This is a genomic window from Blastococcus sp. KM273129, assembly GCF_021698995.1.
Lineage (GTDB): Bacteria > Actinomycetota > Actinomycetes > Mycobacteriales > Geodermatophilaceae > Blastococcus.
Window position 1 is genome coordinate 1 of sequence record NZ_SSXB01000071.1, and the last position, 21,947, is coordinate 21,947.

18 protein-coding genes are annotated in these 21,947 nt (G+C 74.4%); 9 read left to right on the forward strand and 9 right to left on the reverse strand.

Annotated features, from left to right (window positions below):
- Together E9565_RS17060 and E9565_RS17065 are read right to left on the reverse strand one after the other, a co-directional pair.
- Positions 1-1,017: MBL fold metallo-hydrolase (locus E9565_RS17060; RefSeq protein WP_236836011.1), on the reverse strand; the 1,017-nt coding region annotated here is incomplete at its 3' end.
- Between the two features lie 37 nt (positions 1,018-1,054).
- Positions 1,055-1,369: a rhodanese-like domain-containing protein gene (locus tag E9565_RS17065; protein ID WP_236836013.1), complete on the reverse strand. Its 315-nt coding sequence runs from the start codon at positions 1,367-1,369 to the stop codon at positions 1,055-1,057.
- A gap of 296 nt (positions 1,370-1,665) precedes the next feature.
- Here E9565_RS17065 and E9565_RS17070 point away from each other — a divergent pair, with 296 nt between their 5' ends.
- The gene (locus E9565_RS17070; protein WP_236836014.1) at positions 1,666-1,950 is read left to right on the forward strand and encodes an SRPBCC family protein; all 285 of its coding nucleotides are present in this window, start codon (positions 1,666-1,668) and stop codon (positions 1,948-1,950) included.
- A gap of 205 nt (positions 1,951-2,155) precedes the next feature.
- Here the strand turns inward: E9565_RS17070 and E9565_RS17075 are convergent, their stop codons facing one another.
- From E9565_RS17075 to E9565_RS17095, 5 genes are all read right to left on the reverse strand, one after another.
- Positions 2,156-2,698 (reverse strand): hypothetical protein, encoded by a 543-nt coding sequence (locus tag E9565_RS17075; RefSeq protein WP_236836016.1) that lies wholly within the window; start codon positions 2,696-2,698, stop codon positions 2,156-2,158.
- A gap of 214 nt (positions 2,699-2,912) precedes the next feature.
- On the reverse strand, positions 2,913-3,932 hold the full coding sequence (locus E9565_RS17080; protein ID WP_236836018.1) for a PseG/SpsG family protein: 1,020 nt from the start codon (positions 3,930-3,932) through the stop codon (positions 2,913-2,915).
- Between the two features lies 1 nt (position 3,933).
- Complete coding sequence (pseH, locus tag E9565_RS17085) at positions 3,934-4,473, reverse strand: UDP-4-amino-4,6-dideoxy-N-acetyl-beta-L-altrosamine N-acetyltransferase (protein ID WP_236828147.1); 540 nt, start codon at positions 4,471-4,473, stop codon at positions 3,934-3,936.
- A gap of 11 nt (positions 4,474-4,484) precedes the next feature.
- The gene (locus E9565_RS17090; protein ID WP_236828146.1) at positions 4,485-5,393 is read right to left on the reverse strand and encodes a DUF1028 domain-containing protein; all 909 of its coding nucleotides are present in this window, start codon (positions 5,391-5,393) and stop codon (positions 4,485-4,487) included.
- A gap of 25 nt (positions 5,394-5,418) precedes the next feature.
- Complete coding sequence (locus E9565_RS17095; protein ID WP_236828145.1) at positions 5,419-6,222, reverse strand: TIGR03089 family protein; 804 nt, start codon at positions 6,220-6,222, stop codon at positions 5,419-5,421.
- A gap of 160 nt (positions 6,223-6,382) precedes the next feature.
- On the opposite strand from E9565_RS17095, the gene E9565_RS17100 reads away from it, so the two are divergent.
- From E9565_RS17100 to E9565_RS17130, 7 genes are all read left to right on the forward strand, one after another.
- Positions 6,383-8,722, forward strand: coding sequence for a hypothetical protein (locus tag E9565_RS17100; RefSeq protein ID WP_236836020.1), 2,340 nt, complete (start codon positions 6,383-6,385; stop codon positions 8,720-8,722).
- On the forward strand, positions 8,719-9,162 hold the full coding sequence (locus E9565_RS17105) for a GtrA family protein (RefSeq protein WP_236828143.1): 444 nt from the start codon (positions 8,719-8,721) through the stop codon (positions 9,160-9,162). Before E9565_RS17100 ends, E9565_RS17105 begins: the two co-directional genes overlap by 4 nt.
- Positions 9,163-9,801, forward strand: a complete 639-nt coding sequence (locus E9565_RS17110; protein WP_236828142.1) for an HAD family phosphatase — start codon at positions 9,163-9,165, stop codon at positions 9,799-9,801.
- Complete coding sequence (locus E9565_RS17115) at positions 9,801-12,026, forward strand: lysylphosphatidylglycerol synthase domain-containing protein (RefSeq protein WP_236828141.1); 2,226 nt, start codon at positions 9,801-9,803, stop codon at positions 12,024-12,026. The genes E9565_RS17110 and E9565_RS17115 overlap by 1 nt, the downstream gene beginning before the upstream one ends.
- Complete coding sequence (locus E9565_RS17120; RefSeq protein ID WP_236828140.1) at positions 12,023-12,790, forward strand: glycosyltransferase family 2 protein; 768 nt, start codon at positions 12,023-12,025, stop codon at positions 12,788-12,790. Before E9565_RS17115 ends, E9565_RS17120 begins: the two co-directional genes overlap by 4 nt.
- The gene (locus E9565_RS17125) at positions 12,790-13,530 is read left to right on the forward strand and encodes a glycosyltransferase family 2 protein (protein WP_236836022.1); all 741 of its coding nucleotides are present in this window, start codon (positions 12,790-12,792) and stop codon (positions 13,528-13,530) included. The genes E9565_RS17120 and E9565_RS17125 overlap by 1 nt, the downstream gene beginning before the upstream one ends.
- Before the next feature lie 246 nt (positions 13,531-13,776).
- Entirely contained in the window at positions 13,777-16,176 is a 2,400-nt protein-coding gene (locus E9565_RS17130) for a hypothetical protein (RefSeq protein ID WP_236836024.1), read from the forward strand.
- A gap of 146 nt (positions 16,177-16,322) precedes the next feature.
- On the opposite strand, the gene E9565_RS17135 is transcribed toward E9565_RS17130, so the two are convergent.
- Together E9565_RS17135 and E9565_RS17140 are read right to left on the reverse strand one after the other, a co-directional pair.
- Positions 16,323-18,533: a hypothetical protein gene (locus E9565_RS17135; RefSeq protein ID WP_236836027.1), complete on the reverse strand. Its 2,211-nt coding sequence runs from the start codon at positions 18,531-18,533 to the stop codon at positions 16,323-16,325.
- Positions 18,534-18,577: 44 nt separating this feature from the next.
- Entirely contained in the window at positions 18,578-20,134 is a 1,557-nt protein-coding gene (locus E9565_RS17140; protein WP_236836029.1) for an LCP family protein, read from the reverse strand.
- A 367-nt stretch (positions 20,135-20,501) separates the two neighbouring features.
- Between E9565_RS17140 and E9565_RS17145 the strand changes: the two genes are divergently transcribed.
- Positions 20,502-21,947, forward strand: a 1,446-nt coding sequence (locus E9565_RS17145) for an N-acetylmuramoyl-L-alanine amidase (protein ID WP_236836031.1), incomplete at its 3' end; no start/stop codon positions are given.

A 21,947-nucleotide genomic window follows, 5' to 3' on the forward strand; every position in this document is an offset into this window, starting at 1 on the left:
GCCGGTGGCCATCGCGGCCGGCCGGTCGATGCCGACCCGGACCAGCTCCCGCTGGGCCTCCGCCACGTCCTCGGCGGTCTCGCCGAGCAGGGTCACCGGGGTGCCCCAGGGCATCAGCCAGGCGAGATAGGTGACGAACTGCCCGTCCAGGCCGAAGTTGACCGTGCCGCCGACGTGCCCGGCGGCGAAGGCCGTGCGGTTGCGCAGGTCGACGACCCACTCACCGGCCTCGATGCGCCGGCGCAGCTCGGCCGGTTCCGCCTCGGTGGGCAGGGAGAGGTCGGCCTCGCCGGGGCCGGCGGAGTTGGCCGGGCCCATGTGCGCGTAGTAGGCCGGGTACGCGTCCAGCCCGGCGAGGAGGTCGTCGACGTAGCGGGCCTCGTCCGTCGTGAGCGCGGGGTTGGCCAGCTTCTCCTGCCCGATCGTGCTGGCGGTGCCGCCGGACTGGGTGGCCGAGCAGAAGCTGCCGAAGCCGTGCGTCGGGTAGACGGCGGTCTCGTCGGGGAGCTCGGCGGCCAGGCGCTGGGCGGAGTGCCACTGCGCGTGGGCGAGGGTGTCGGTGTGGTCGGGGCCGAGGAGGTCGGGCCGGCCGGTGGAGCCGTACAGCAGCGAGCCGCCGGTGAAGACCGCCACGGACTCGCCGTCGGCCTCCAGTGCGAAGGACAGGTGGGTGTGCGTGTGCCCGGGGGTGAGCAGAACCCGCACGCGCATGCGGGCCCCGACCTCGACGACGTCGCCGTCGGAGACCCCGGTGCGCTCGAAGAAGACCGGGTCGTCGGCGTTCAGCAGGTACCGGGCGCCGACCTGGCGGGCCAGTTCCAGCCCGCCGGTCACGTAGTCGTTGTGGATGTGGGACTCGAAGACGTGGGTGATCCGGACGCCGGCGGCCTCGGCGATGCCGAGCACGCGGTCGTAGTCGCGCTGCGGGTCGACCACGAGCGCGACCTCGCCGTCGTGGGCGATGTAGGTGCGGTCGCCCAGGCCGGGGGTGTCCAGGGGGAGGACGGTGATCGTCATCGGGATTCCTCTCGGGACCGTGGTGGCGTGATCCAGGTCAGGCGGCGGTGGCGACCGGGCGGCCGGACTCGATCCAGGCGCCGGTGCCGCCGGTGACGCTGGTGGCGTCGATGCCGACCGCGCGCATCAGCGCGGTGGCCTGGGCGCTGCGCCCGCCGGCCTGGCAGATGACGTAGACCGGTCGGTCCTGCGGCAGCTCGGGGAGGCGGGCCGGGAGCACGCTCAGTGGCAGGTTCTGCGCGCCGGGGACGTGGCCGGGGCGGTACTCGCGCGCCTCGCGCACGTCGATGACGAGGGCGTCGCCCTCGGCGAGCCGGGCGGCGAAGGCGTTCTGGTCGATCTCGGGGATCACGTCAACTCCTGGGGGTCTGGGTCGATATACCCGGGGGGGTATGCCAGGCCAACGGTAGCACCACGGCGTGCATTCCCCCGGGGGTATGCCGTGGTGCAGCTGCCGACCGGGTCCGCGCCGCCGCGACGGAGTGGCGGGGGCTCGTGGTGGTGCAGCTGATCGGTGCCCCCGGGGACCTCGAGGCGAGGTCCAGGAGGTGGAGCGTGACCGGTCCAGCGGGAGGCTCCGTCCCGGCCGCAGCGTTCCGCTGCTGATCGACGTTCGCCGGCCCGCGCCGCGGGGCGCATGCTCGGGGCATGGACGTCGACGTCGCCGTGGAGGCCGTGATCCCGCACCCCCGCGAGGTCGTCGCGTCCTACGCCGGGGACCCGGGCAATGCGCCGCAGTGGTACGCCGACGTCGTGTCGGTCGGCTGGCGGACCCCGCCCCCGGACGCGGTCGGTTCGAGGGTGGAGTTCGTGGCCCGCTTCCTGGGGCGGACGCTGCGCTACACCTGCGAGGTCGTCGAGCTCGTCACGGGCGAGCGCCTGGTGATGTGCAGTGCCGACGGGCCGTTCCAGATGGAGACCACCTGCACCTGAGTCGGTGCCCGGCGGCACCTCGACGGGCTGCGCAACCGGGGTGCGCCGAGCGGGTTCGCGCGGATGGGGGCGCCGGTGACGGCGAGGGCGATGAGGGGCGCGACGACGGAGGACCTCGTGCGTCTCGCCGAGCGCCTCCAGCGCCGCTGAGACCGGCCGGCCCCGCAGCGGGACCGGCCGGCCGGACGGGAGCGGGGTGCGGACGTCACCAGGCGTGCGCGACGTCGACCACCAGCCGGGTCTCCAGCCGGGTGGGCCCGGCGAGCAGGAAGGTGCGGAACGGCAGCCTGGCCCGTGTGCCCAGGCCGATCACCGTCTCGCCTTCCTGGGACCCGGCCCACACGACCTGGCGGAAGGTGCGGTAACCGTCGACCGCGGCCAGCTGCCGCGGGTCGCCCAGGGGGAGGTCCGTCCCGTCCGCCAGGACGCTGATCCGCAGCGACGCACCACCGGCGACCGGCACCGGGTCGCCGGAGGCGACGCCGCGCACGGGGCCGTACCCCACGGTGTAGGCCAGGTCGGACGAGCCGTTGCGCAGCGACAGCACGATCCGGTCGAAGCACGCGTGCCGGCCGGTCCGGACGGCCTCGAGCTCCGCGCCGGTCGCGTGCGCGGTGGGTCCGGCCTCGGCGGTCGACCCCCACGTGAGGCCGCAGTACGGGGTGGCGGCGGAGGCCGGAGCGGTCAAGGTGAGCACACCCAGGAACGCCAGCGGGGCGAGCACGAGCGGTCGGGCGATCTTCTTCATGTCGGTTCTCCTGTGTCGGGGTGGAGCTGTGAGATTCCGCCGACACGAACGGGACTGCCATGGCCAGGAAATCGCTTGATCGCTGAACTGCGTGGTATCGATCCGGCAGCACTTGCCAGATCCGGCGGGGCGCCACCTTGTTCCGCCGCGGGTCGTGCGACAGCGCCGTCGGACGCGCACGCACGGTGACCGCTACCGGCCGCGCCGGGCGTGCTCAGGCCAGCAGGACCTCGGCCACGCGGGTGGTCCCGCTGCCGTCGGTGACGGTGGCGGCGGCGAGCGCGACCTCCCGGAGCCGCCCCGGCCCGGTGAGCTCGGCGAGCCGAGCCGCCAGGCGGGGGACCGAGCGCTCGGGCGCGCGGCTCAGCGGGAGCACGTACCCCCCGGCGCCCATGCCGTCGTAGACCGCCGTCTGGTTGCCGGCCACCGCGACCACCGCGGCCGGCCGCGCCAGGCAGCAGAGCTCCCACAGCGTGGTTCCGCCGGCGGTGACCACCAGGTCCGCGCCCAGCATGTCCCGGTGCACCTCCGGCCGGGGGCCCAGCAGTTCCACCCGCGGGTGGGCGGCGAGCTCCGGGTCGGGCGCGGTCTCGGCGGGGTGGATCACCCGCACCGTGGCGCCGGGGAAGGCGGCGAGCGCGGCGTGCGCCGCCGGGCCGGTCATGCCCGACGGGTCGGTGCCGCCGAAGAGGACCAGGACCGAGCGGGGGACGTCGGGCAGCCGGTGCGCCGAGGCCAGCGCCGCGGCGCGTGTCGCCGGGAACTCCGGGCGCAGCAGCGCGTGCACCGGCCCGGCGAGCACGGTGCCGGCGCCGGGGTAGGGCAGCCGTTCGGCCCCCAGGTTCTGGTTGACGACGACGTCGGCGGTGAACGCGCGGTCGGCGAGGTCGTCGACCACCGTGAGGCGTCCGCCGGCCGCGCGCAGCGCCCCGTGCAGCGCCGCCAGCCACGCGCCGGTGACGCGGTAGCTGTCCACCACGACGTCGACCGGCCGGTCGGACGGCAGCGCGACGGCATTCCAGTCCCCGGTCCCGAGGTCGAGCCCGGCCGCGGCGACCGCCTCCCGGGCGCGGGGGAGCGCGTCGGGGCGCAGCAGCACCTCCACCTCCGCGCCGCGCGCGGTCAGGGCGCGGGCCAGCGCGACCGAGCGGACGAAGTGCCCGAGGCCCGTCGTCGACGACGCCTCGCAGAGCACCCGCACGCGCCGGCCGGACCGGAGCGGGGCGGCCGTCACCTCAGGCGAGCAGGCCGCGGGCGCGCAGCTTCTCCTCGAAGCCGGCCCGCCGCTCGGCCCAGTCGCCGGCCCACATCGCCAACTGGTGGACGTGCACCCACTCGCCGTCGCGGCGGTAGTGGTCCTGCAGGACCCCCTGCGGGCGGAACCCGAACTTGGTGTGCATCGCGACGACGGCCTCGTTGAACGACAGGACCTCGCAGCACAGCTTGTGCAGCCCCAGCTCGCCGAAGGCGTGCTCGAGCACGAGGAACTCCACCGCACTGCCGACCCCGCGGCCGCGGGTGCGCGGGTCGGCGAGGTAGAAGGCCCAGGTCGCCCGCCGGTTCTCGCGGTCGATGTCGGTGACGAACGCCGCCCCGACGGGGAGGTCGTCCATGCGGACGACCCAGGCGCGCCGCCGGTCGTCGGCGAGCAGCCCCGCGAACCAGCGGGCGTGCTCCTCGGCGCCGATCTCGTGGGTCGTGTACATGAACCGGGCGACCTCGGGGTCGTTGCGCCACTCCCGCAACCGGTCGCGGTCCTCCGGGCCCACGGGCACCAGTTCCACCATCAGCCGCCGTCCCCTCCGTGCTCGCCCGCCACGTCGTCCGCCCGCACCCCCGCCTGCCGGCCGCGGTGGTCCCCCTCCGGGAACGGGCCGGCGAGCACCCGGGAGAGCGCGGCGACCCGGGGGTCGCCGGCCATCCCCGCCAGCCAGGCCGCCCACCCCGGCCGCTCCCGCATGGCCGTCAGCGCCCGGCGCAGGCCCGCGCGGTCGCCCCGCTGCGAGGCGGCCAGTGCAGCGTAGAGGTCGCGGGCGCCTTCGGGTGCGAAGACGGCGAGGGTCTCGTAGTCCCGCTCGTCGTAGGCCCGCTGCAGGTTGCGCAGCACCCGGAGCTGGGCGACCGGGTCACCCGAGTCGTCCACCCGCAGGTCCGTGCGCACCCCGTCGTCCTCGGGGCTCACGGGCGTGCCGCCGACCACGAGCAGCGCCGCCGACTGCCGGCCCCGGAGGTCGCCGCCGGCGGCCTCACCCGCGGCCAGTGCGGCGAGCAGGCGGTCGGCGAGCGCCCCGTCGCTGCCGGCGAACCCCTCGGCCATCGCCGGCAGGACCGCGTCGGAGGCGAGCATGTTGCCCTGCACGCTGAACCCCGGGCCGACCCGGTGGCCGCTCACGGGGAACGACCCGGGAGCGGTGTCGGCGGCCACCCCGCCGGCGACGTCGAGGACGGCGATCTGCCGGTCGGCGTCCTCTGCGGCGTGCGCGGCGCGCCGGACGAGGTCCGCGGGTGCGGTGCCGGCAGCCAGCCCCTCGAGGAGGACGCCGCGCAGCCCGCGCGGGCTGCGCGCCTGGACGGCCACGACCCCGACCCCCGGGCGCGCGGCGGGCACCACCCGGCCGACGGCGAGGATGCAGGAGGCGACCGCGATCCCGAGGTCCCCGGTGCGCGGGTCCCGGGCGAGGACGGAGAAGGTCACGCGTGCACCTGCCGGCGGACCGGGGTCAGGCCGGGCGGCCGAGCCGCCGCACGCCCGGGACGTCCCCGCCGAGGGTGGCCGTGACCCGCTCGGTCTCCGCCCGCCGGCCGAGGAGCGCCGGGTCGGGGTTGCGGCACAGCACCAGCGAGGCCCCGGCGGCCAGCGGCGCCAGCAGCCACGCGACCGGGCCCGCCTCGGTCGCGGTCGCCTCGTCGAGCAGGACCCGGTCGCCGGCCGCGATGCCCAGTCGGCCGGCGAGCTCCGCCGCGGCGGCGGTCAGCTCGCCGAGGGCGAGCGTCAGCCCACCGAGCCGCAGCCCCGGCGCCGCCGGGTCGGGGCGCTGGTAGGGGGTGAAGACGTCGCCCTGCACCCGGACCTCGAGCGCGAAGTCGCGCGCCGGGCCGGCGTAGCCGGTCATGCCCGCACCGAGGGGGTGCAGCGACAGGCCCACCAGCTCGGGCACCCCGGCGTCCTCCAGCGGTCCGAGCCGGTCCTGGGCGGCGAGCACGACGTCGGCCTCGGCGACCCGGTCGTCGTCCTCGGTGGCGGTGTCGAGCACCGTGGCCCCGCAGCTCCAGACCGCGAGCAGCACCGCCGCGGTCTGCCAGTGCACCGGCAGCGCGACCGCCACGGTGCTGCCCGGGCCGACGTCGAACTCGTCCTGGAGGAGGTTGGCGGTCTTGGCCACCCAGTTGGCCAGCGTGGTGGCGGACAGCTCGATCCGCTCGCCGGTGGCGTCGTCGTAGTGGGTCAGCAGCGGTGCCGCCGGCGCCGCGCGCAGCGCCGCCGCGAGCAGGTCGGCGGGGGCCGAGGGAGTCGTGTGGTGCACGGGGAGAGGGTTGCACCTGGGCTGCTCGCCTCGCAGTCCGACGGCGTCGCGCAGTTACAGTCGGGTCTCGGTACGGGCAGCCGTGCGGGCGGGCAGACCCGCGGACGCGCTGCCGGAGTCGTCGCACCCGGCGCTCCGCGTCGGAGAAGAAGGTCGGGACGTGACCGCACACACCCAGCAGCTGGGCCGGCCGGCCCGCCCCCCGGTGCAGCCGGCCTCGGGGGCATCGGCGCCGGAGGCGGCCCGTCGCTCGCGGCCCGGTGGGGCGCTCGGCGCGTACGCGGCCTACCTGCTGCTCCAGCTCCTCCAGCTCCTCGTGCTCGCCCGGCTGGCTCCCCGGTTCTTCTGGCTCGACGACTCCCAGGGCCAGTTCGGCCCGATGCTGTGGTGGATGGGGCAGCACCTCGAGGGCGGCCGGCCCCCGCTCATGGCCCCCGAGCTCGGGATGGCGGGCAACCTCGCGGCGGACATGCAGTACGGCGCCCTCGACCCGCTGCACTGGGGCCTGATGGCGCTCTCCCGCCTCACCGACGACTTCCTCGTGCTCTCCTGGGGCTTCGCCGCCCTGTGCGTCATCCTGCTCGGCTCCGGTGTCCTCACCGTGCTCCGCTCCTACGGCGTGCCCGGCTGGCTCGCCGTGGCCGGGGCGCTGGGCGTGGCCTCCAGCGGCTTCTTCCTCTGGTACGGCGGCTCCTGGTGGCCGCTCATGTGGAGCGTCGCCTGGCTGCCCTGGTTCTGGTGGGGCCTCGCGGTGCCGCGCCGGGTCGGGCCCCTGGTGCTCGGCCTGAGCACCTGGGCGCTGCTGGCCTCCGGCAACCCCTACGTCCTCTTCTTCGCGCTCGCGCTCGTCGGCGGGCAGGCGTTCGAGCAGATCCGCGACGGCGGCACGTGGCGGGTCCTCCTCCGGCCCCTCGGGGTCGCCCGCATCGCCGCGGCGTTCGGCGGGCTGCTCATCGCGCTGCCCACCCTGCTGACGACGGTGGAGCTGTCCTCCTACATGTCCCGGCTCGACCCGGACCCGGTGATCGGGAACGCCGCCTTCGGCGTGACCAACCTGGCCGACGTGCTGCTGGGCGGGCCGACCCTGCTGGGCCAGACCAACTCCTTCGGCGGCACGGTGCCGCTCGTGCCGGCCATGTACACGCTGGTCGTCGCCGTCGCCGCGGTCGCCTTCGTGGAGTGGCGCCGGGCGATCCGGTCACCGGGCGTGGTCACGGCGGGCGTGGTCTACCTGCTCGCGGTCGTCTTCACCCAGCTGCCCACCGTGGTGGCGATGTTCCGCTACCCCTTCCGGTACCTGGTCGTCGTGCAGGTCGTGCTGCCGCTGCTGGTCCTGATCGGGCTGCGGGCGGCGCCGCGGTTCACCCGGGGCCGGCTCGTCGCGGCGGGGGCGCTGGTGCTCGCGCAGACGCTGCTGGCCACCTTCCGGGCGCCGGTGTTCCTGAGGTGGCACGTCCTCGCGGGGGTGCTGACCGCCGTCGCGGTGGCCGCGCTGGTCGTGGCCCTGCGCGGGCCCGCCCGCGCCGATCGCCGCCGCACGTGGGCCGCGAGCGCGGTGGTGGTCGCGATCAGCTGGGGCACGGTGTTCCTGGGGGAGCAGATGATGGTCTCCCTGCAGGAGCGGCGGAACGCGCTCGACGGGGTCACCGCGGAGGCCGGCGTCCCCTTCCGCTCGCTGCCACCCGGGCGCGACCTGGGCACGACCGTCGCGGCGTACGAGGAGCGGTCCCTGGGGACCGACGGCTCCGCGACCGTGATCACCTACGGCTTCGAGGGCGACATGGGCTGGTCGGACGGGGTGCTGCGCAGCAACGGCAACCTCGTGGCGGACTTCCTGACCGGTACCGGCTCCTACGCGGTCTGGCACGCCGCCCTGAACGAGCGCTGGTGCCGCACCTACGAGGGGGCCACCTGCGAGGACCCGGCCGAGCTGCTGAGCCCCGCGGGGGACACCGGGACCTCCTGGCTCGAGCTCATGAGCGAGGACACCGTCCTGCTCGACCGGGACGCCCCCGAGCCGCTCCAGGACTACTTCGCCCGCGCGTGGACCGTCGGGGAGCAGCGCGACGAGTACGTCGAGTACCGCCGGGAGGACGACCTGCCCGGCCGCGTCACGGCCGCCTCCGGCGTGGAGGTGGCCGAGGCCGACGTCGAGCGGCTGGCCCACAGCGGCGAACCCCTGGGGACCTACACGGTCTCCACCGGGGACGACGGCGGGTGGCTGGCCTTCCGCATCCCGTACTGGCCCGGGCTGGAGGCGACGCTCGACGGCGAGCCGGTGGAGGTGGGCACCGTGGAGGACGCCGTCCTGCGCGTGGAGCTGCCCGCCGGGGTCACCTCGGGGACGCTGGCGATCTCCTACACGCCGATCGGTGAGCGCTTGCTGCTCCCGGCCACCGCTGCCGGCCTGGTGCTGGTCCTGGCGGGCTGGGCGTGGGCGGTGCTCGCCGGCCGCCGGGACGCCGAGGTGCCCGCGGGCGCCGGGGCGGTGGACCGGTGAGCCCCCGCCTGCGCCTGCTGCTGCGCCAGCTCGGGCACTTCCTCATGGGCTCGGGGCTGGGGCTGGCGGTCGACCTCGGGCTGTTCTACCTCGCGGTGCGCCTCGGAGCGCCGCCGTGGCTGGCCAACGTCATCAGCGCCGGCTGCGCGGTCGTCGTCGTCTACCTGTTCGTGACCAAGTACGCCTTCGCCGGGGGGCGGACGCGCACGTCCTTCCTGCTCTTCGTCGCCTGGTACGTCACGTCGATCGCGATCTTCTCGGTCCTCATCGACGTCCTCCACGCGCAGACCGGCTGGGCACCGTTCGTCTGTAAGTTGGTGTCGCTGCCACCGTCGTTCGCGGCGAACTTCGCGGCCAGCAAGCTGCTGTTCGGCCGCGCCGGGCGGTCCGCGGACGTCGCACCGGGGCCCGCCCCGGCGCGGGACGGCGCGGGAGCCTGAATGGACCGGCAGCGCACCATCCCGGCCGAGGGGTACGGGGGCACCGACGCAGTGGGGGAGCAGTTCTCGATGGCACCAGGTGGGTCGGTGCAGGCCCTGCTCTTCGACCTCGACGGCACGCTGGTCGACACGCGGGAAGCCAATTACCTGGCCTACCGGGACGCGTTCGCCGAGTCGGGGCACGAGCTGACCTCCGAGCAGTTCGCCACGACGTGGGGCCGTGATTCCCGCGACTTCATCCCCGACCTGCTGCCGGGCATCGACCCCTCGGGCGTGGACACCATCCGGACGGCCAAGAGCCGGCTCTACGCCGAGCAGCTGCACCGGACGTCGGCCAACGCCGCGCTGATCTCCTTCCTCCGGCTCGTCGCGCCCACCCACCGGACGGCCCTGGTCAGCACCGCCAAGTCCGGCAACGGCCGGCAGATCCTGGCGACCCACGGGCTGGTCGAGCTGTTCGACGTCGTCGTCTGGGGCGACGAGGTCACCCGCAGCAAGCCCGACCCGGAGGGCTACCTGCGCGCGCTGGAGCTGCTGGGCGCCGACGCCGCGGCGAGCCTGGCCTTCGAGGACTCCGAGACGGGGCGGCAGGCAGCTCTCGCGGCAGGTCTGATGGTGCTCGAGGTGCCGCACTTCTGATGACTCCTCCCCGCTACTCGCGCGGCCGGCTGGCGCTCATCGTCGTCGCGCTGCTGTCCCTCGCCGGCTTCCTCCTGCTCACCTGGCCCACGCTCGAGGACCTGTGGTCCCGGCTGTCCTCGGGCCTGTCCGGTGGCGGCTGGGCGCTGCTGGGCGTCGCCGGCCTCGTCCAGCTGGGCGGGCACGTGCTCCGCGCCGCGCGCACCAAGGTGCCGATCGACAACGTGCGCCGCGGCAGCCTGGCCGGCCAGTTCCGGCACCTCTCCATCGGCTACCTGTTCAACGTGGTGTGGCCGCTGCGGGTCGGCGAGATCGTCCGGTCCTGGCTGATCGCCAAGACGCTGCGGATCAGCTTCCTGTACACGCTGCTGGCCGTCGTCCTCGAGCGGCTGATCGACGTCGTGCTCGTGTCGGTGGCCTTCCTGGTCCTGCTCGCCGTCGTCGGCGGCCCCGTCACCGGCATCGTGCCCGCCGCCGCCGTCGTGGCGCTGGTCGTCTCCCTGGTGCTGATCGGCTCGTTCGCCGCGCTGGTCCGGGAGAACGCCACCCTCATGCGGCTGGCCTGGCGGATGACCGCCTGGCTCAACAGCGACCTGGAGAACCGGGCCCGGTTCAAGCTGTGGTCGGTCATCTTCGGCTTCCAGCGCTTCCTCCGGCAGCGCCGCCAGCTCGCCCGCTACGGCGTGCTGACGCTCGCCTCCTGGGCCTGCTACGTCGCCGCGGCCGCGCTGGTCGTCGCGGTCGTGTTCCCCGTGCTGTCCGGCCGCGACGGCGTCCTCGCGACCGCGGCGCCGGCCGGCGTGGTCAGCCCCAGCATCGGCAACGGCGCCCCGGGGTCGTTCGTCGACGGCATCCGGGCCTTCGTCGAGGGCAGCACCGGCCTCGGCGGGGCGACGGTGCTGCTGTTCGCCGCCGCGGCGTGGGTCGTGGTCAACGTGCCCGTGCTCCTCGTGGCGGTCGTCGCGCTGTTCGTGAACTGGGCCAAGCGCACCAGCGACCCGCTGGCCGGCGTCGCGCCCACCCCGGGGGACCGCTACGTCAACAAGCTGGGCCGCGACCAGGACATCTCGGGCTCCATGACCCACTTCCTGGACGCCTACTTCCAGCGCCAGCACCTGAGCACGGTCATGCACCGGCTGGAGGTCAACGGCAACGTCAGCCTGGTGCGCTTCTTCAAGGGCGGCTCGAACGCGGTGACCCTGCTGGCCACGAATGGCTCGGGGGAGCTGTTCGTGAAGAAGATGGTGCCGACCGAGTACGCGCACCGGCTGAAGAACCAGCACGACTGGCTGGCCGAGCGGGCCGACCACCACCAGCTCGTCACCGTGCTGCGCGAGGAGCACGCCCCGGACCACTACTCCATCGACCTGGAGTACCGGCCGAGCAGCGTGCCGCTGTTCGAGTACGTGCACGAGCACCCGCTCGCGGAGGGCCGCGCCAAGCTGGCGGAGGTCTGGGACTACATGTACTCGCGGGTCTACCGGCTGGGCGAGCTGGAGCAGCGGCCGGAGCTGCGCGACGACTACGTCACCGAGCGGTTCGTGCTGCGGGTGCGGGCCGCCGCGGAGTCGCACCCCGCGCTGGCGCAGGCGCTCAAGGGCGACCGGATCCTCGTCAACGGCACCGAGCTGGACAACTTCGACCGCGTCCTCGCCCGCATCCAGGGCAGCCCGGCGGCGTGGGAGGACCTGGCCACCTTCCGCTCGTCGTCGCACATCCACGGCGACCTGACCGTGGACAACATCCTCGTGGACCTCCCGACCCGCGACGTGCTGGTCATCGACCCGTCCGACGACAACCAGATCCGTGGGCCGATCATCGACTTCGCCCGGCACATGCAGTCGCTGCTGTACGGCTACGAGTTCCTCAACGACGACGAGGACCCGGTGGTGCTCTCCGCGACGGACGCGGGCGTCCCCGAGATCACCTACCGGGACGCGCGGTCGGCCCGGTACGCCGAGCTCGCCGACTTCGTGGCGACAGAGGTCATGCCCCGGCGGCTGGCGCCGGCCGAGCAGCGGGCGGTGCTGTTCCACGTCGGCCTGTTCTACGGCCGCATGCTGACCCACCGGGTGGCCATCAACCCGGGCACGGTGCTGAAGTACTACGCGGTGTGCATCCAGGCCCTCAACCGCTTCGTGGAGCAGTACGACCTCCCGGTGCGCGCGCAGGACGACGACGAGCTCGGCAGGCAGCCGGGCAACGAGGAGGTTCTCACCCGGTGAACGCGGTCATCGCCATCCCGGCCTACAACTGCGCGCCCCAGATCGGCCGGGTGCTGGACGAGATCACCGACGAGGTCGCCGGCCGGGTGGCCGAGATCTGGGTGATCGACAACCGCAGCACCGACGACACCCTCGAGCGCGCCGTGGCCTACAAGCGCACCGGCCGGCTGCCCAACCTGCGGGTGTTCCGCAACCGGCAGAACAACAGCCTGGGCGGTACGCACAAGGTGGCGTTCGAGCACGCGCGGGCCGCCGGTCACACCCACGTCGTCATCCTCCACGGCGACAACCAGGCCAGGAGCGACGAGGTCGGGCTCCTCCTCGACCACGCGCAGGCGCACCCGGAGACCCAGACGGTGCTCGGGTCGCGGTTCAGCCGGCGCTCGCGGCTGCACGGCTACGACGCCAAGCGCGTGTGGGGCAACCGCGTCCTCAACACCGTCTACAGCGTGGTCGCGCTGCGGCCGCTGCAGGACCTCGGGTCCGGGCTCAACCTCTTCGCGCTGCGCGACCTGGACCCGGGCACGTACATGCGCTTCGCCAACCACCTGACGTTCAACTACGAGCTGATCCTCGACCTGGTGCGGCGGAAGGTCCGGTTCGCCTTCGTGCCGATCACCTGGCGCGAGGAGGACCAGGTGTCCAACGCGCGGAACTGGAACATCTTCCGGACGGCGCTGCGCAACCTGGCGCTGTGGCGGCTCGGCCGGCAGACCTCCGCCCCGGCCGCGGACCGCGACTACGAGTGGGACGAGGTGCAGTGATGGCGACCCTGCAGGTGCTGATGCCGATGGGCGGGCTGGGCACCCGGTTCCGCAAGGTCGGGATCACCACGCCCAAGCCGCTGATCGAGGTCGGGGGCACCCCGATGTTCCAGCGGGCGCTGCGGTCGTTCGACCCGTGGCCGGGTGACAAGACCGTCACCGTCGTGGTCCGCGAGGACAACGACCGCGAGTTCGACCTCGCCGCGCGGGTGCGCGGGGTCGAGCCCTCGGCCGGCATCGTGCTGCTCGACCACGACACCCGGGGTGCGGTGGAGACCTGCCTGGAGGCCCGCGACCACCTCGACCCGGAGCAGCCGCTGGTGATCATGGACTGCGACATCGCCTTCGACAGCCCCGAGTACTTCCGCGTGCTCCGGGCGGCGGTCGAGAGCCGGGACGTCGACGGGCTGCTGCTGTCCTTCCACTCCACCGAGCCGCGCTACAGCTTCGCCGAGGTCGGCGAGGACGGCACCGTGGTGCGCACGGCGGAGAAGCAGGCGATCTCCTCCGACGCGCTCATGGGCGTCTACTCCTTCACCTCGGCGCGGGTCTTCCTGGAGGCCGCCGACCGGCTGATGGAGCGCCAGATCGGGGCGGCCATGCCGGAGTACTACGTCTCGCTCGTCTTCAACGAGCTCATCGACGCCGGCCGCCGGGTCGGCCTGGTGCGCGGGGACTTCTACTGCTTCGGGACGCCGGAGGAGCTGGCGGCCTTCGAGGCGACCGGCGCCCCCGTCTGACCCGGCGCGGCCCGCGACCGACCGCGGCACCGGCGGCGCGACGGCGCCGCTGTGATCCGTGCGACCCGCAGCACCTCGCTCGTCACACGCGTACCTCGCGTGCCTGTCCGAATGCGATCCGTGACGACATGTCGCTACCGTCGTCCCGGGCGTGCGAGGTGACACCGGCGCGCCCGTAGGTGCGCGGCCGCACGGCCTGCGCTTCCGGGGGGCACGGGGCCCCGTTGCGCCGATGCGGAGTGCTTGATGAGCCTGACCACCGATCCCGCCACGGACGCGGCTGCCACGGTGCACCCGGCGCCCCGCGTGGGGAGCCGCGTCCCGCACCCGCGCGGTGGTGACGGCCGGCCGGCACCGCGACCGGTCGGCACCCGCCGCCCGGCCCGGCGGCCGTGGGCGCGCCGGCCGGCGCTGTGGGCGTTCGGGACCTACCTCGGCGTCCAGGTGGCCCTGCTGGCCGTGCTGCGGGCCGCCGTGCCGCGCTTCTTCTGGATCGACGACGCGCAGATCCAGTTCGCCCCCATGTCGTGGTGGCTGGGCCGGCGGATGGCCGAGGGCTCGCTGCCCCTGCTCGACCCCGACCAGGGGATGGCCGGCAACCTGACGGCGGACATGCAGTACGGCGTGCTCGACGTCGTCCGCTGGCCCTTCCTGCTCTGGGCCGGCACGCAGCAGGACCTGCAGCTCGTCGCCACCGTCCACGCCTGGCTGGCGGTGCTCGTGCTCGGCAGCTCCGCCGTGGCCGTGCTGCTGGCGCACCGAGTTCGACCGGCCCTCGCGGTCGCCGCCGCGCTGGGCGCGGCGACGAGCGGCTTCCTGCTGTGGTGGGGCAGTGCGTGGTCGCCCCTCATGTGGAGCGTCGCCGCCCTCGTGTGGCTGTGGGCCGCGCTGTGCTCCCGGCGCTGGTACGGCCTCGTCGGCGTCGGGCTCGCCACCGCGGCCGTCGTCTGCTCGGGCAACCCCTACATCCTCCCGCTCGTCCCGGTCGTGGTCGGGCTCCACGGCTACGAGCGGTGGCGGGACGGCGGGCGCGCCGTGCTCCGGGACCGCTGGACCGCCGCGACGATCGCGGCGCTCGGCGCCGGCGCCGCGCTGAGCGTGCCCACGCTGGTCAACGCGCTCGACGTCGCCCGGTGGATGTGGCGTCCCCACGCCGGCGACGTGATCGGTTCCGCCGGCGGCGGGGTCAACATGCTCGACGTCCTCGTGGGTGGCACGACCACGCTCGGCGGCGGCAGCGTGCCGACGCTCAGCACGGCGGTCATCGCCCTGCCGTTGCTGGCCATGGTCGACTGGCGCCGGGCGGTGCGGGGGCGGGGCGTCCCGACGGCGGGCGCCCTCTGGATCGCTTCCATGCTCCTGATCCAGCTGCCCACCTTCATGCTCGGGTTCCGCATGCCCTGGCGGCTGCTGGCCGTGGTCCAGGTGTCCTTCGCGCTCCTCGCCGTGCTGGCCTTCACCGCCGCGATGCGGGTGGACCGGCGACGGGTCGCGCTGGCGGCGGGCCTGCTCGGCCTGCAGTTCCTGGTGGCGATGATGCGCGCCCCGCTGCTGTGGAAGTGGCACGCGCTGGCCGCGGCGCTGGCCGTCGGCGCGCTCGTCGCCGTGGTCCTGCTGGTGCGGCCGCGGGCGGCAGCCGACACCGCCGCCCGGCGCGGGTGGGTCGTCCACCCGGCGCTGCAGTGCCGGATCCGGGCGCTGGCGGCGACGGCCACGGTCCTCGCCTGCGCTGCCCCGCTGCTCGTCCAGCTCGGGATGAGCGCCGCCATCCAGGAGCGCCACATGGCGTTCACCCCGGGTGCGGCCGACGTGCCGGTCTACCGGCCCAACACGACCGGATACGACGTCGGCACGACCGTCGGCGAGTTCCGCGACAACGCCTGGGCCACGGACACCTCCGTGAGCGCCTGGTCCTTCGGCGTGCTGGGTGGCCGGGACGACCGGGGCTGGGACAGCGGCGTGCTCGGCGGCAACGCCAACCTGCCCGCGGACCTGCGCGCCGGCTACGGGTCGCTGGCCGTCTGGCAGCGTGGCGTGCAGGAGCACGTCAAGCTGGACTACCAGAGCGGGCTGCGCTTCGACCAGCCCGGGCTGATGGCCGTCCCGGAGGGCGCCGAGGTGCCCTGGGTGGACCTGCTGTCCGGCAACCGGGTGCTGCTCGGGCGCACCGGCCAGGTGCCGCAGGAGATCGCGCTGTACTTCCGTCAGAACTGGGACTTCGTCGGTGGGCGCGACGGCTGGCGCGAGTACGTGCGCCATGAGCCGCTGCCGGGGCGGATCAGCCAGATCTCGGGTGACGACGTCGTCGTGACCGATGCCGCGGCCAACGACGGCGTGGCCCGCCTCGGCGAGCCGGTCGAGCGCTACACCGTCTCGACCGGGGACGAGGGCGGTGAACTGGTCTTCCGCACCCCCTACTGGAACGGCTTCCACGCGACGCTGGACGGCCGGCCCGTGCCGGTGTCGGCCTTCGCGGACTCGGTCCTCCGGATCGAGCTCCCGGCCGGGGTGTCCTCGGCCGAGCTCGAGGTGTCGTTCGAGCCGATCGGGGCGCGGCTGCTGCCGTTCACCGTGGCCGGCGCCGCGGTGCTGCTCACGGTGGCCGTCCTCCTGGGCCGGTCGCGCCGCGCGGACGCCCAGCCCTGACCTCCCGGGCCGCCGGAGCGCGCCCGGGCTGCCCTCGCCGACCGACGGTGTGCGTTGGGGCCGACTTCCGAAGGCGCCAGGCTCGACGTGGGCGTCGGCGCACCTCGCCGCGTGCCCGATCCCTCCGCCGCCACGAGGCGGGGCGGTCAGCCGCAGTCGCCGGTGAACCGGTACAGGCCTGCGTCCCCGGTCTCGTCGACCAGCACCGCGTACTCGGCCAGCCGCGGGCTCCAGGGTTCCCGGTGGTCGACGTAGAGCCAGTCCACGCCGGCCTCGCCCAGGGTCCGGCAGGTCGCCGGTGACGGGTCGGCGATGAAGCCGTCGTTGGCCCGCAGCAGCTCCTGGTCCCAGTACGGCTCGTGGTTGTCGGTCCCCGAGGACTCCCACGTGTAGTCGTAGGACCACCCCTCCACGAGCACCCGCCGCTCGGCGAACGCCGCGACCGTGAACCAGCGGGCGTCGCAGCGGCCGGTGGTCAGGCTCCCGTCGAGGCAGTGCTTGTTCGTGGCGACGAGGTCGTCGGCGTCGGAGCGCGTGCGGAGCTCGTCGAGCAGGTCGAGCTGCCCGTCGCTCACCGTCGCGGTGGTCTCCGCGGGTTCCGCGACGACAGCCCCGTGCACGATCTCGGGCAGCGCCCACGGCTGCAGCGCGACGACGGCGGCGGGCACCAGCAGGGTGCCGGTGGCCCACGCGCCGTGCCGCCGCGCCAGCACGACCGCCACCGCGCCGACCACAACGCCGGCCACGAGCCCGGCGAGGACGACCCGGACGGTCCAGGGCGTCGGCGGCAGCAGCGCCGGCGGTTGCAGGACGACCTGGACGGCGACGACCGCCGCGCCCAGCGCGAGCAGGGCCAGCGGGCCCAGGCGGACGACGGCGAGCGCCACGAGCACGGCCAGGCCCACGACGAGCAGCGGCCACGTGGCGTGGAAGAAGTACAGCTGCGAGAAGGAGGGGTGGCCGAACAGCGCGACACCCAGCACCCCGGCGAGCGCGGCGCCGGCCAGCACCGGCACGGCGGGCCGGGCGTACGGCAGGTGGCGGGCCACGAGCGCGACCGCGGCGGTCATCGCCAGCATCCCGGCGAGGGAGGCCAGCGAGCCCAGCGGAAGCTCCTCGCTGCCGATGACCTGCGCGGGCAGGAAGCTCAGCGGATCGAGGCGGAAGCTGCCTGACGAGCGGGTGACCGCGAACGTCGCCGCCGGCACCGCGAGCACCACGAGGGCGAGCGACCAGGTCGCGACCGGCCGGCGCTCGCGGTGCCGGAGCGCGAACAGCCAGGACAACCCGGCGGCCCCGAGCACCGGCAGGACCGAGCCGCCGCGGGAGCCGGCCACGGCGAACGCGATGACGAAGAGCACCAGCAGGGACGCCCACCGCGCCCGGCGGGCCCGATCGGGGTCCTCGGTCGCCGCCCGGAGCTGCAGCACCAGGAGGGTCGCGATCGCCAGCACCATCGCGTTGGTGGAGTCCCGGTTGATGAGCACCCACTGCGAGGTGAGCTGGACACCTTCGACGTGGCCGAACACCGGCGCGCGGGTCAGCGAGAACAGCAGCGGGGCGACGACGACGGCCACCCGGGAGCGGCTCACCACCCACGTGCAGACCGCGAGTGCCGCCGGCACCAGCACCGCGAGCACGGTGGGGCCGACGGCCAGCACCAGGTGCGCGGCGGTGGCGCCGGTGAGGTTGCCCAGGAGCGCCAGGCTGCCGAAGAAGAGCCACGAGTACCCGATCGGGACGTCCGGGATCCAGGGGTACACCGCCGGGGCCCGGTCCAGGCCCTCGGCGGTCAGCGCGATGTGCCAGGGGATGTCGACGTAGAAGGACTGCCACGCCGCCGGCCCGGTCAGCGGCTCGAAGGCGGTGGCGAGCACCCGCGAGGCGAGGAACCAGGTGCCCGCCAGCCCCCACAGCAACGGCCCGTACCGGCGCAGCCGCTCGAGGGCGCCGGCACCCTGCTCGCCGGAGCGCCAGGCGGAGCGGGCCGACGGTGACAGCCAGGCCAGGACCGGGGCCGCGACCACCAGCCACCGCAGCGCGAACCAGCCGGCGACGCCGGAGAGCCACACCGCTACCCCGGCGGTGGCCAACCCCAGCACCGCGGCCACGACCAGGCGCGTTGCCGCACCGGCCCGCGGCAGGGCCAGGGCCACCAGCCCGGCGTGCACCGCGGTGAGCGCGCCGACCGCCAGCGGCGTCAGCGCGGCCAGGATCCAGCCGACGGCGCCGGCCAGCTCCACGAGGATGCAGGCCAGACCACCCAGCGCCGCCAGGACGCCGAGCGCCCCGAGCGGCAGGCCCGCCGGCGCCGCCGCCGGGGGAGCGGCCCCGGAGGTCCGGCCGGTCACGGTCATGCAGCTTCCTCCAGGCGCCGGCCCCGCGGGCGCGGCGGTGCAGCTCAGTTGATGCAGGTCGTGTCGGCCGCGGTGCGGGCGTCCGCGGCCTCGGCCGGCGCCACGGGGGGAGCGGGGGTGACGGCCTGCCCGACGCCGTTGAAGTCGCTGCCCAGCACGAGCTGCACCGAGCCGCTGGTGGGGTCGTCGCTCTCCTCCAGCACCGCACCGGGGACGGCCGTGGCGACGGTCCGCGCGAGCGCCTCGTCCCCGGCGGCGTACCGGATCTCGGTGCGATCGTGGTCCATCGATGCGGCGTTGCCCGTCGAGCCGACGGGGAAACCCGCGGCCGTCAGCGCGCTCGCCGCCTTCGCCGCCAGCCCGGGGGTGCCCGAGCCGTTGTAGACCTCGACCGTCACCGTCGAGGGGTCGACGGTCGGCGGCGCCTCGGTGGTGGCCGGGGCCTCGGGCTCCGGCTCGGCGGAGAGGTCGGCGAAGTAGGCGTGCAGCGCGTCCTCGTCCTCCAGCCGGACGATGGACTTGCCGTCCTCCTCACCCGTCCCGACGTTCGGCACGGTCTGGAACTCGATGGCCCCGGCGGTGACCGACTGCATCTGCTGGGCCAGGTCCAGGAGGACGAGGTCCTTGTCCACGGTCAGGGACTGCGAAGCGGCCTGCACCAGCGCGCGCTGCTTGCCGAGGTCGAGCAGCACGTCCTCGGAGAGGATCTTGCGCAGCACCCCGGCCATGAAGACCTGCTGGCGGACGATCCGGTCGAAGTCGCCGCGGGGGAGCCCGTGCCGCTGCCGGACGAACTTCAGCGCGTCGGCGCCGCTGATCGTCTGCGGGCCGGCCTCGAAGACGGCACCGGAGTAGTACGAGTCGTCGACCGCCTCGCACAGGTTGACCTCGACGCCCCCGACGACGGCGCTGAGCTCGAAGAAGCCGAGCAGGTCGACCTCGGCGTAGTGGTCGATCTGCAGCCCGGTCAGCCGGGAGATGGTCTGCACCAGCAGCTGGGACCCCTGCGCGGACTTCTCCTCCTCCGAGGCGCCGTCCGGGGCGTTCATCCGGCCGTAGGCGTAGGCGGCGTTGAGCCGGTCCTTCCCGTAGCCGGGGATCTCCACGTACGAGTCGCGCGGGAACGAGACGAACGACGCGCGCGACCCGTCGGCCGGCACGTGCACCAGGATCATCGTGTCGGTGTTGACGCCGGAGTCGGTGCCGGCGTTGAGCTCGGCCAGCTGCTCCTCGGTCAGCGCGCTGCGGCTGTCGTTGCCGACCAGCAGCAGGTTCATGGCCTCGGACGCGTTCCCGGTGCCGTCGTTGCCGGCCGTCGGGATGGCGTCGGTGCGGTTGACGGTCGCCTCGGCGACGCGGCCCAGGTACCAGCCCCAGCCCGTGCCGGCCAGGAGCAGCACCGACAGGGCGCCGGCGACGACGCGGGCGGCACCCGCCGCACGACGGGAGCGGCGACCCGGGGACCGGCCCTCCGCCGGGTGCTCGGCGCGCCCGGCGGCGTCCTGCCTGGGGCGGCGGGCCGGCCGGCCCGCGCGGGGGTCCAGGCGCGGGGGCAGGGGCCGCCCGGCCGGGCGGCCCTGCTCGTTGCCGTCTCGGCTCACGTCGTCCTCGCAGCGTGTCGGGCGCCCGGCCCGGCGGGGGCGGCGGTAGCCGCCCGCCCGCTCGGGCAGTTGTGACGCTCTGTGCATCGACCTTGGCAAGGGTAGCCACGAGAACTGGCCCCAGAAGGCCTCCGACACGGAGCAACTGCCATGCCCGCGCGCCCTGGAAGGGGCCGTCCGTCACAAACATGACCAGGAGCCGCAGTCGCCCCATGTTCCCCAGCAGGCGTGTCACCGGATGTGCTGATCACCTCCCGTGGAATGTTCCAGCCGACTCAAGAGGGCGGCGGTTCCTGACGATGCAGACGGGAGACGCGTTCCCCGCCGGGCGGGGAAGTGCCGCCGACCGCGAAAGGAACTGCTCCTCGTGCGCCGACTCCTCGCAGGCCTGGCCGTCTTCGCAGGGCTGACCGGAGTGATCATCGTCCTGCCCGTCTCCGGCTCGTCCGGCCCCGAGCCGGTGCCGGTGGAGACCTCCACCCACGAGCTCGCGCTGGGGTCCTTCGCCACCCCCGCCCCCGGGGTGGAGCTGCGTCCCGCGACGACCGTCCCCGTGTCCGGGGTGCCCGAGGGCAGCCCGGTGCTGACCCTCAGCCGCAGCGACACCCGCGACTTCTCGCTCGTCGGGGTCACGTGGGCCTACGACCCCGCGGTCACCGACACCGTCGTCCAGGTCCGCACCCGTGGGGAGAACGGGGAGTGGGGCGCGTGGACGGAGGTGGAGACCGAGGACGCCGACGTGCGCGCGCCCGCCGAGGGGGTCCGCGGCGGGACGGCTCCGTTGTGGACCGGGCCCAGCACGGGCGTCCAGGCCGAGGTGGTGACCCGCAGCGGCGCCCAGCCCGTCGACGTCCGCCTCAACCTGGTGGACCCCGGCTCGAGCCCGGCGGACGCCGCCCTCGGCCCGGCGGACATCCAGGACACCGCGGACGCCTCGACGGCCATGCCGCACGTCTACTCCCGCGCGCAGTGGGGCGCCGACGAGCGGATCATGGGCTGGACCCCGCAGTACGCCAGCACCATCAAGGCCGCGACGCTGCACCACACCGCCGGTTCGAACAACTACACCGCCGACCAGGTGCCGGGGATCCTGCGTTCGACGTACAGCTACCACGCGCAGACCCTGGGCTGGGGCGACATCGGCTACAACGTCCTCGTCGACAAGTTCGGCCGGATCTGGGAGGGCCGATCCGGCGGCCTGGCCAGCACGGTCGTCGGGGCGCACGCCGGCGGCTTCAACACCTCGACCTTCGGGGTGTCGATGATGGGCAACTACGACGTCGTCGACACCCCGCAGCCGATGGTCGACGCGGTCGCGTCGATCATCGCCTGGAAGTTCGCGCTCTACGGCGTGGATCCGCGGGGCAGCACCACGCTCACCTCGGGCGGTACGGACAAGTTCTCGGCGGGCACCGCGGTCCGGTTGCCGACCATCTTCGGGCATCGCGACACCAAGAGCACCGCCTGCCCGGGCCGGTACGGCTACGCCCGGATGGGCGAGATCCGCGACCGGGTCAGCGCCACGCTCGGGACCGTCGTCCCGCTCATCCAGCAGCGTTACCAGTCCGACTCCGGAGTCCGCAGCGCCCTCGGGGCGATGACGTCCTCGCCCACGAAGACGCCGGACGGCGTGGGCGCCTACGCCCACTACGAGCGCGGCTCCATCTACGCCTCGTACCGCACCTCGCCGCACGTGCTCCGCGGCCCCATCCGCGACCGGTGGGCCGCGGCGGGGTGGGAGCGGGGTGCGCTGGGTTACCCGGTGGGGGACACGACGTGCGGGTTGCGTGATGGTGGGTGCTTCCAGCACTTC

What these genes read in the sequence shown, in the direction of transcription:
- E9565_RS17070 (WP_236836014.1), top strand. Translation starts at nt 1,666, where the DNA reads ATGGACGTCGACGTCGCCGTGGAGGCCGTGATCCCGCACCCCCGCGAG.
- E9565_RS17075 (WP_236836016.1), bottom strand. Translation starts at nt 2,698, where the DNA reads ATGAAGAAGATCGCCCGACCGCTCGTGCTCGCCCCGCTGGCGTTCCTG.
- E9565_RS17110 (WP_236828142.1), top strand. Translation starts at nt 9,163, where the DNA reads ATGGACCGGCAGCGCACCATCCCGGCCGAGGGGTACGGGGGCACCGAC.
- E9565_RS17115 (WP_236828141.1), top strand. Translation starts at nt 9,801, where the DNA reads ATGACTCCTCCCCGCTACTCGCGCGGCCGGCTGGCGCTCATCGTCGTC.
- E9565_RS17125 (WP_236836022.1), top strand. Translation starts at nt 12,790, where the DNA reads ATGGCGACCCTGCAGGTGCTGATGCCGATGGGCGGGCTGGGCACCCGG.
- E9565_RS17130 (WP_236836024.1), top strand. Translation starts at nt 13,777, where the DNA reads ATGAGCCTGACCACCGATCCCGCCACGGACGCGGCTGCCACGGTGCAC.
- E9565_RS17135 (WP_236836027.1), bottom strand. Translation starts at nt 18,533, where the DNA reads ATGACCGTGACCGGCCGGACCTCCGGGGCCGCTCCCCCGGCGGCGGCG.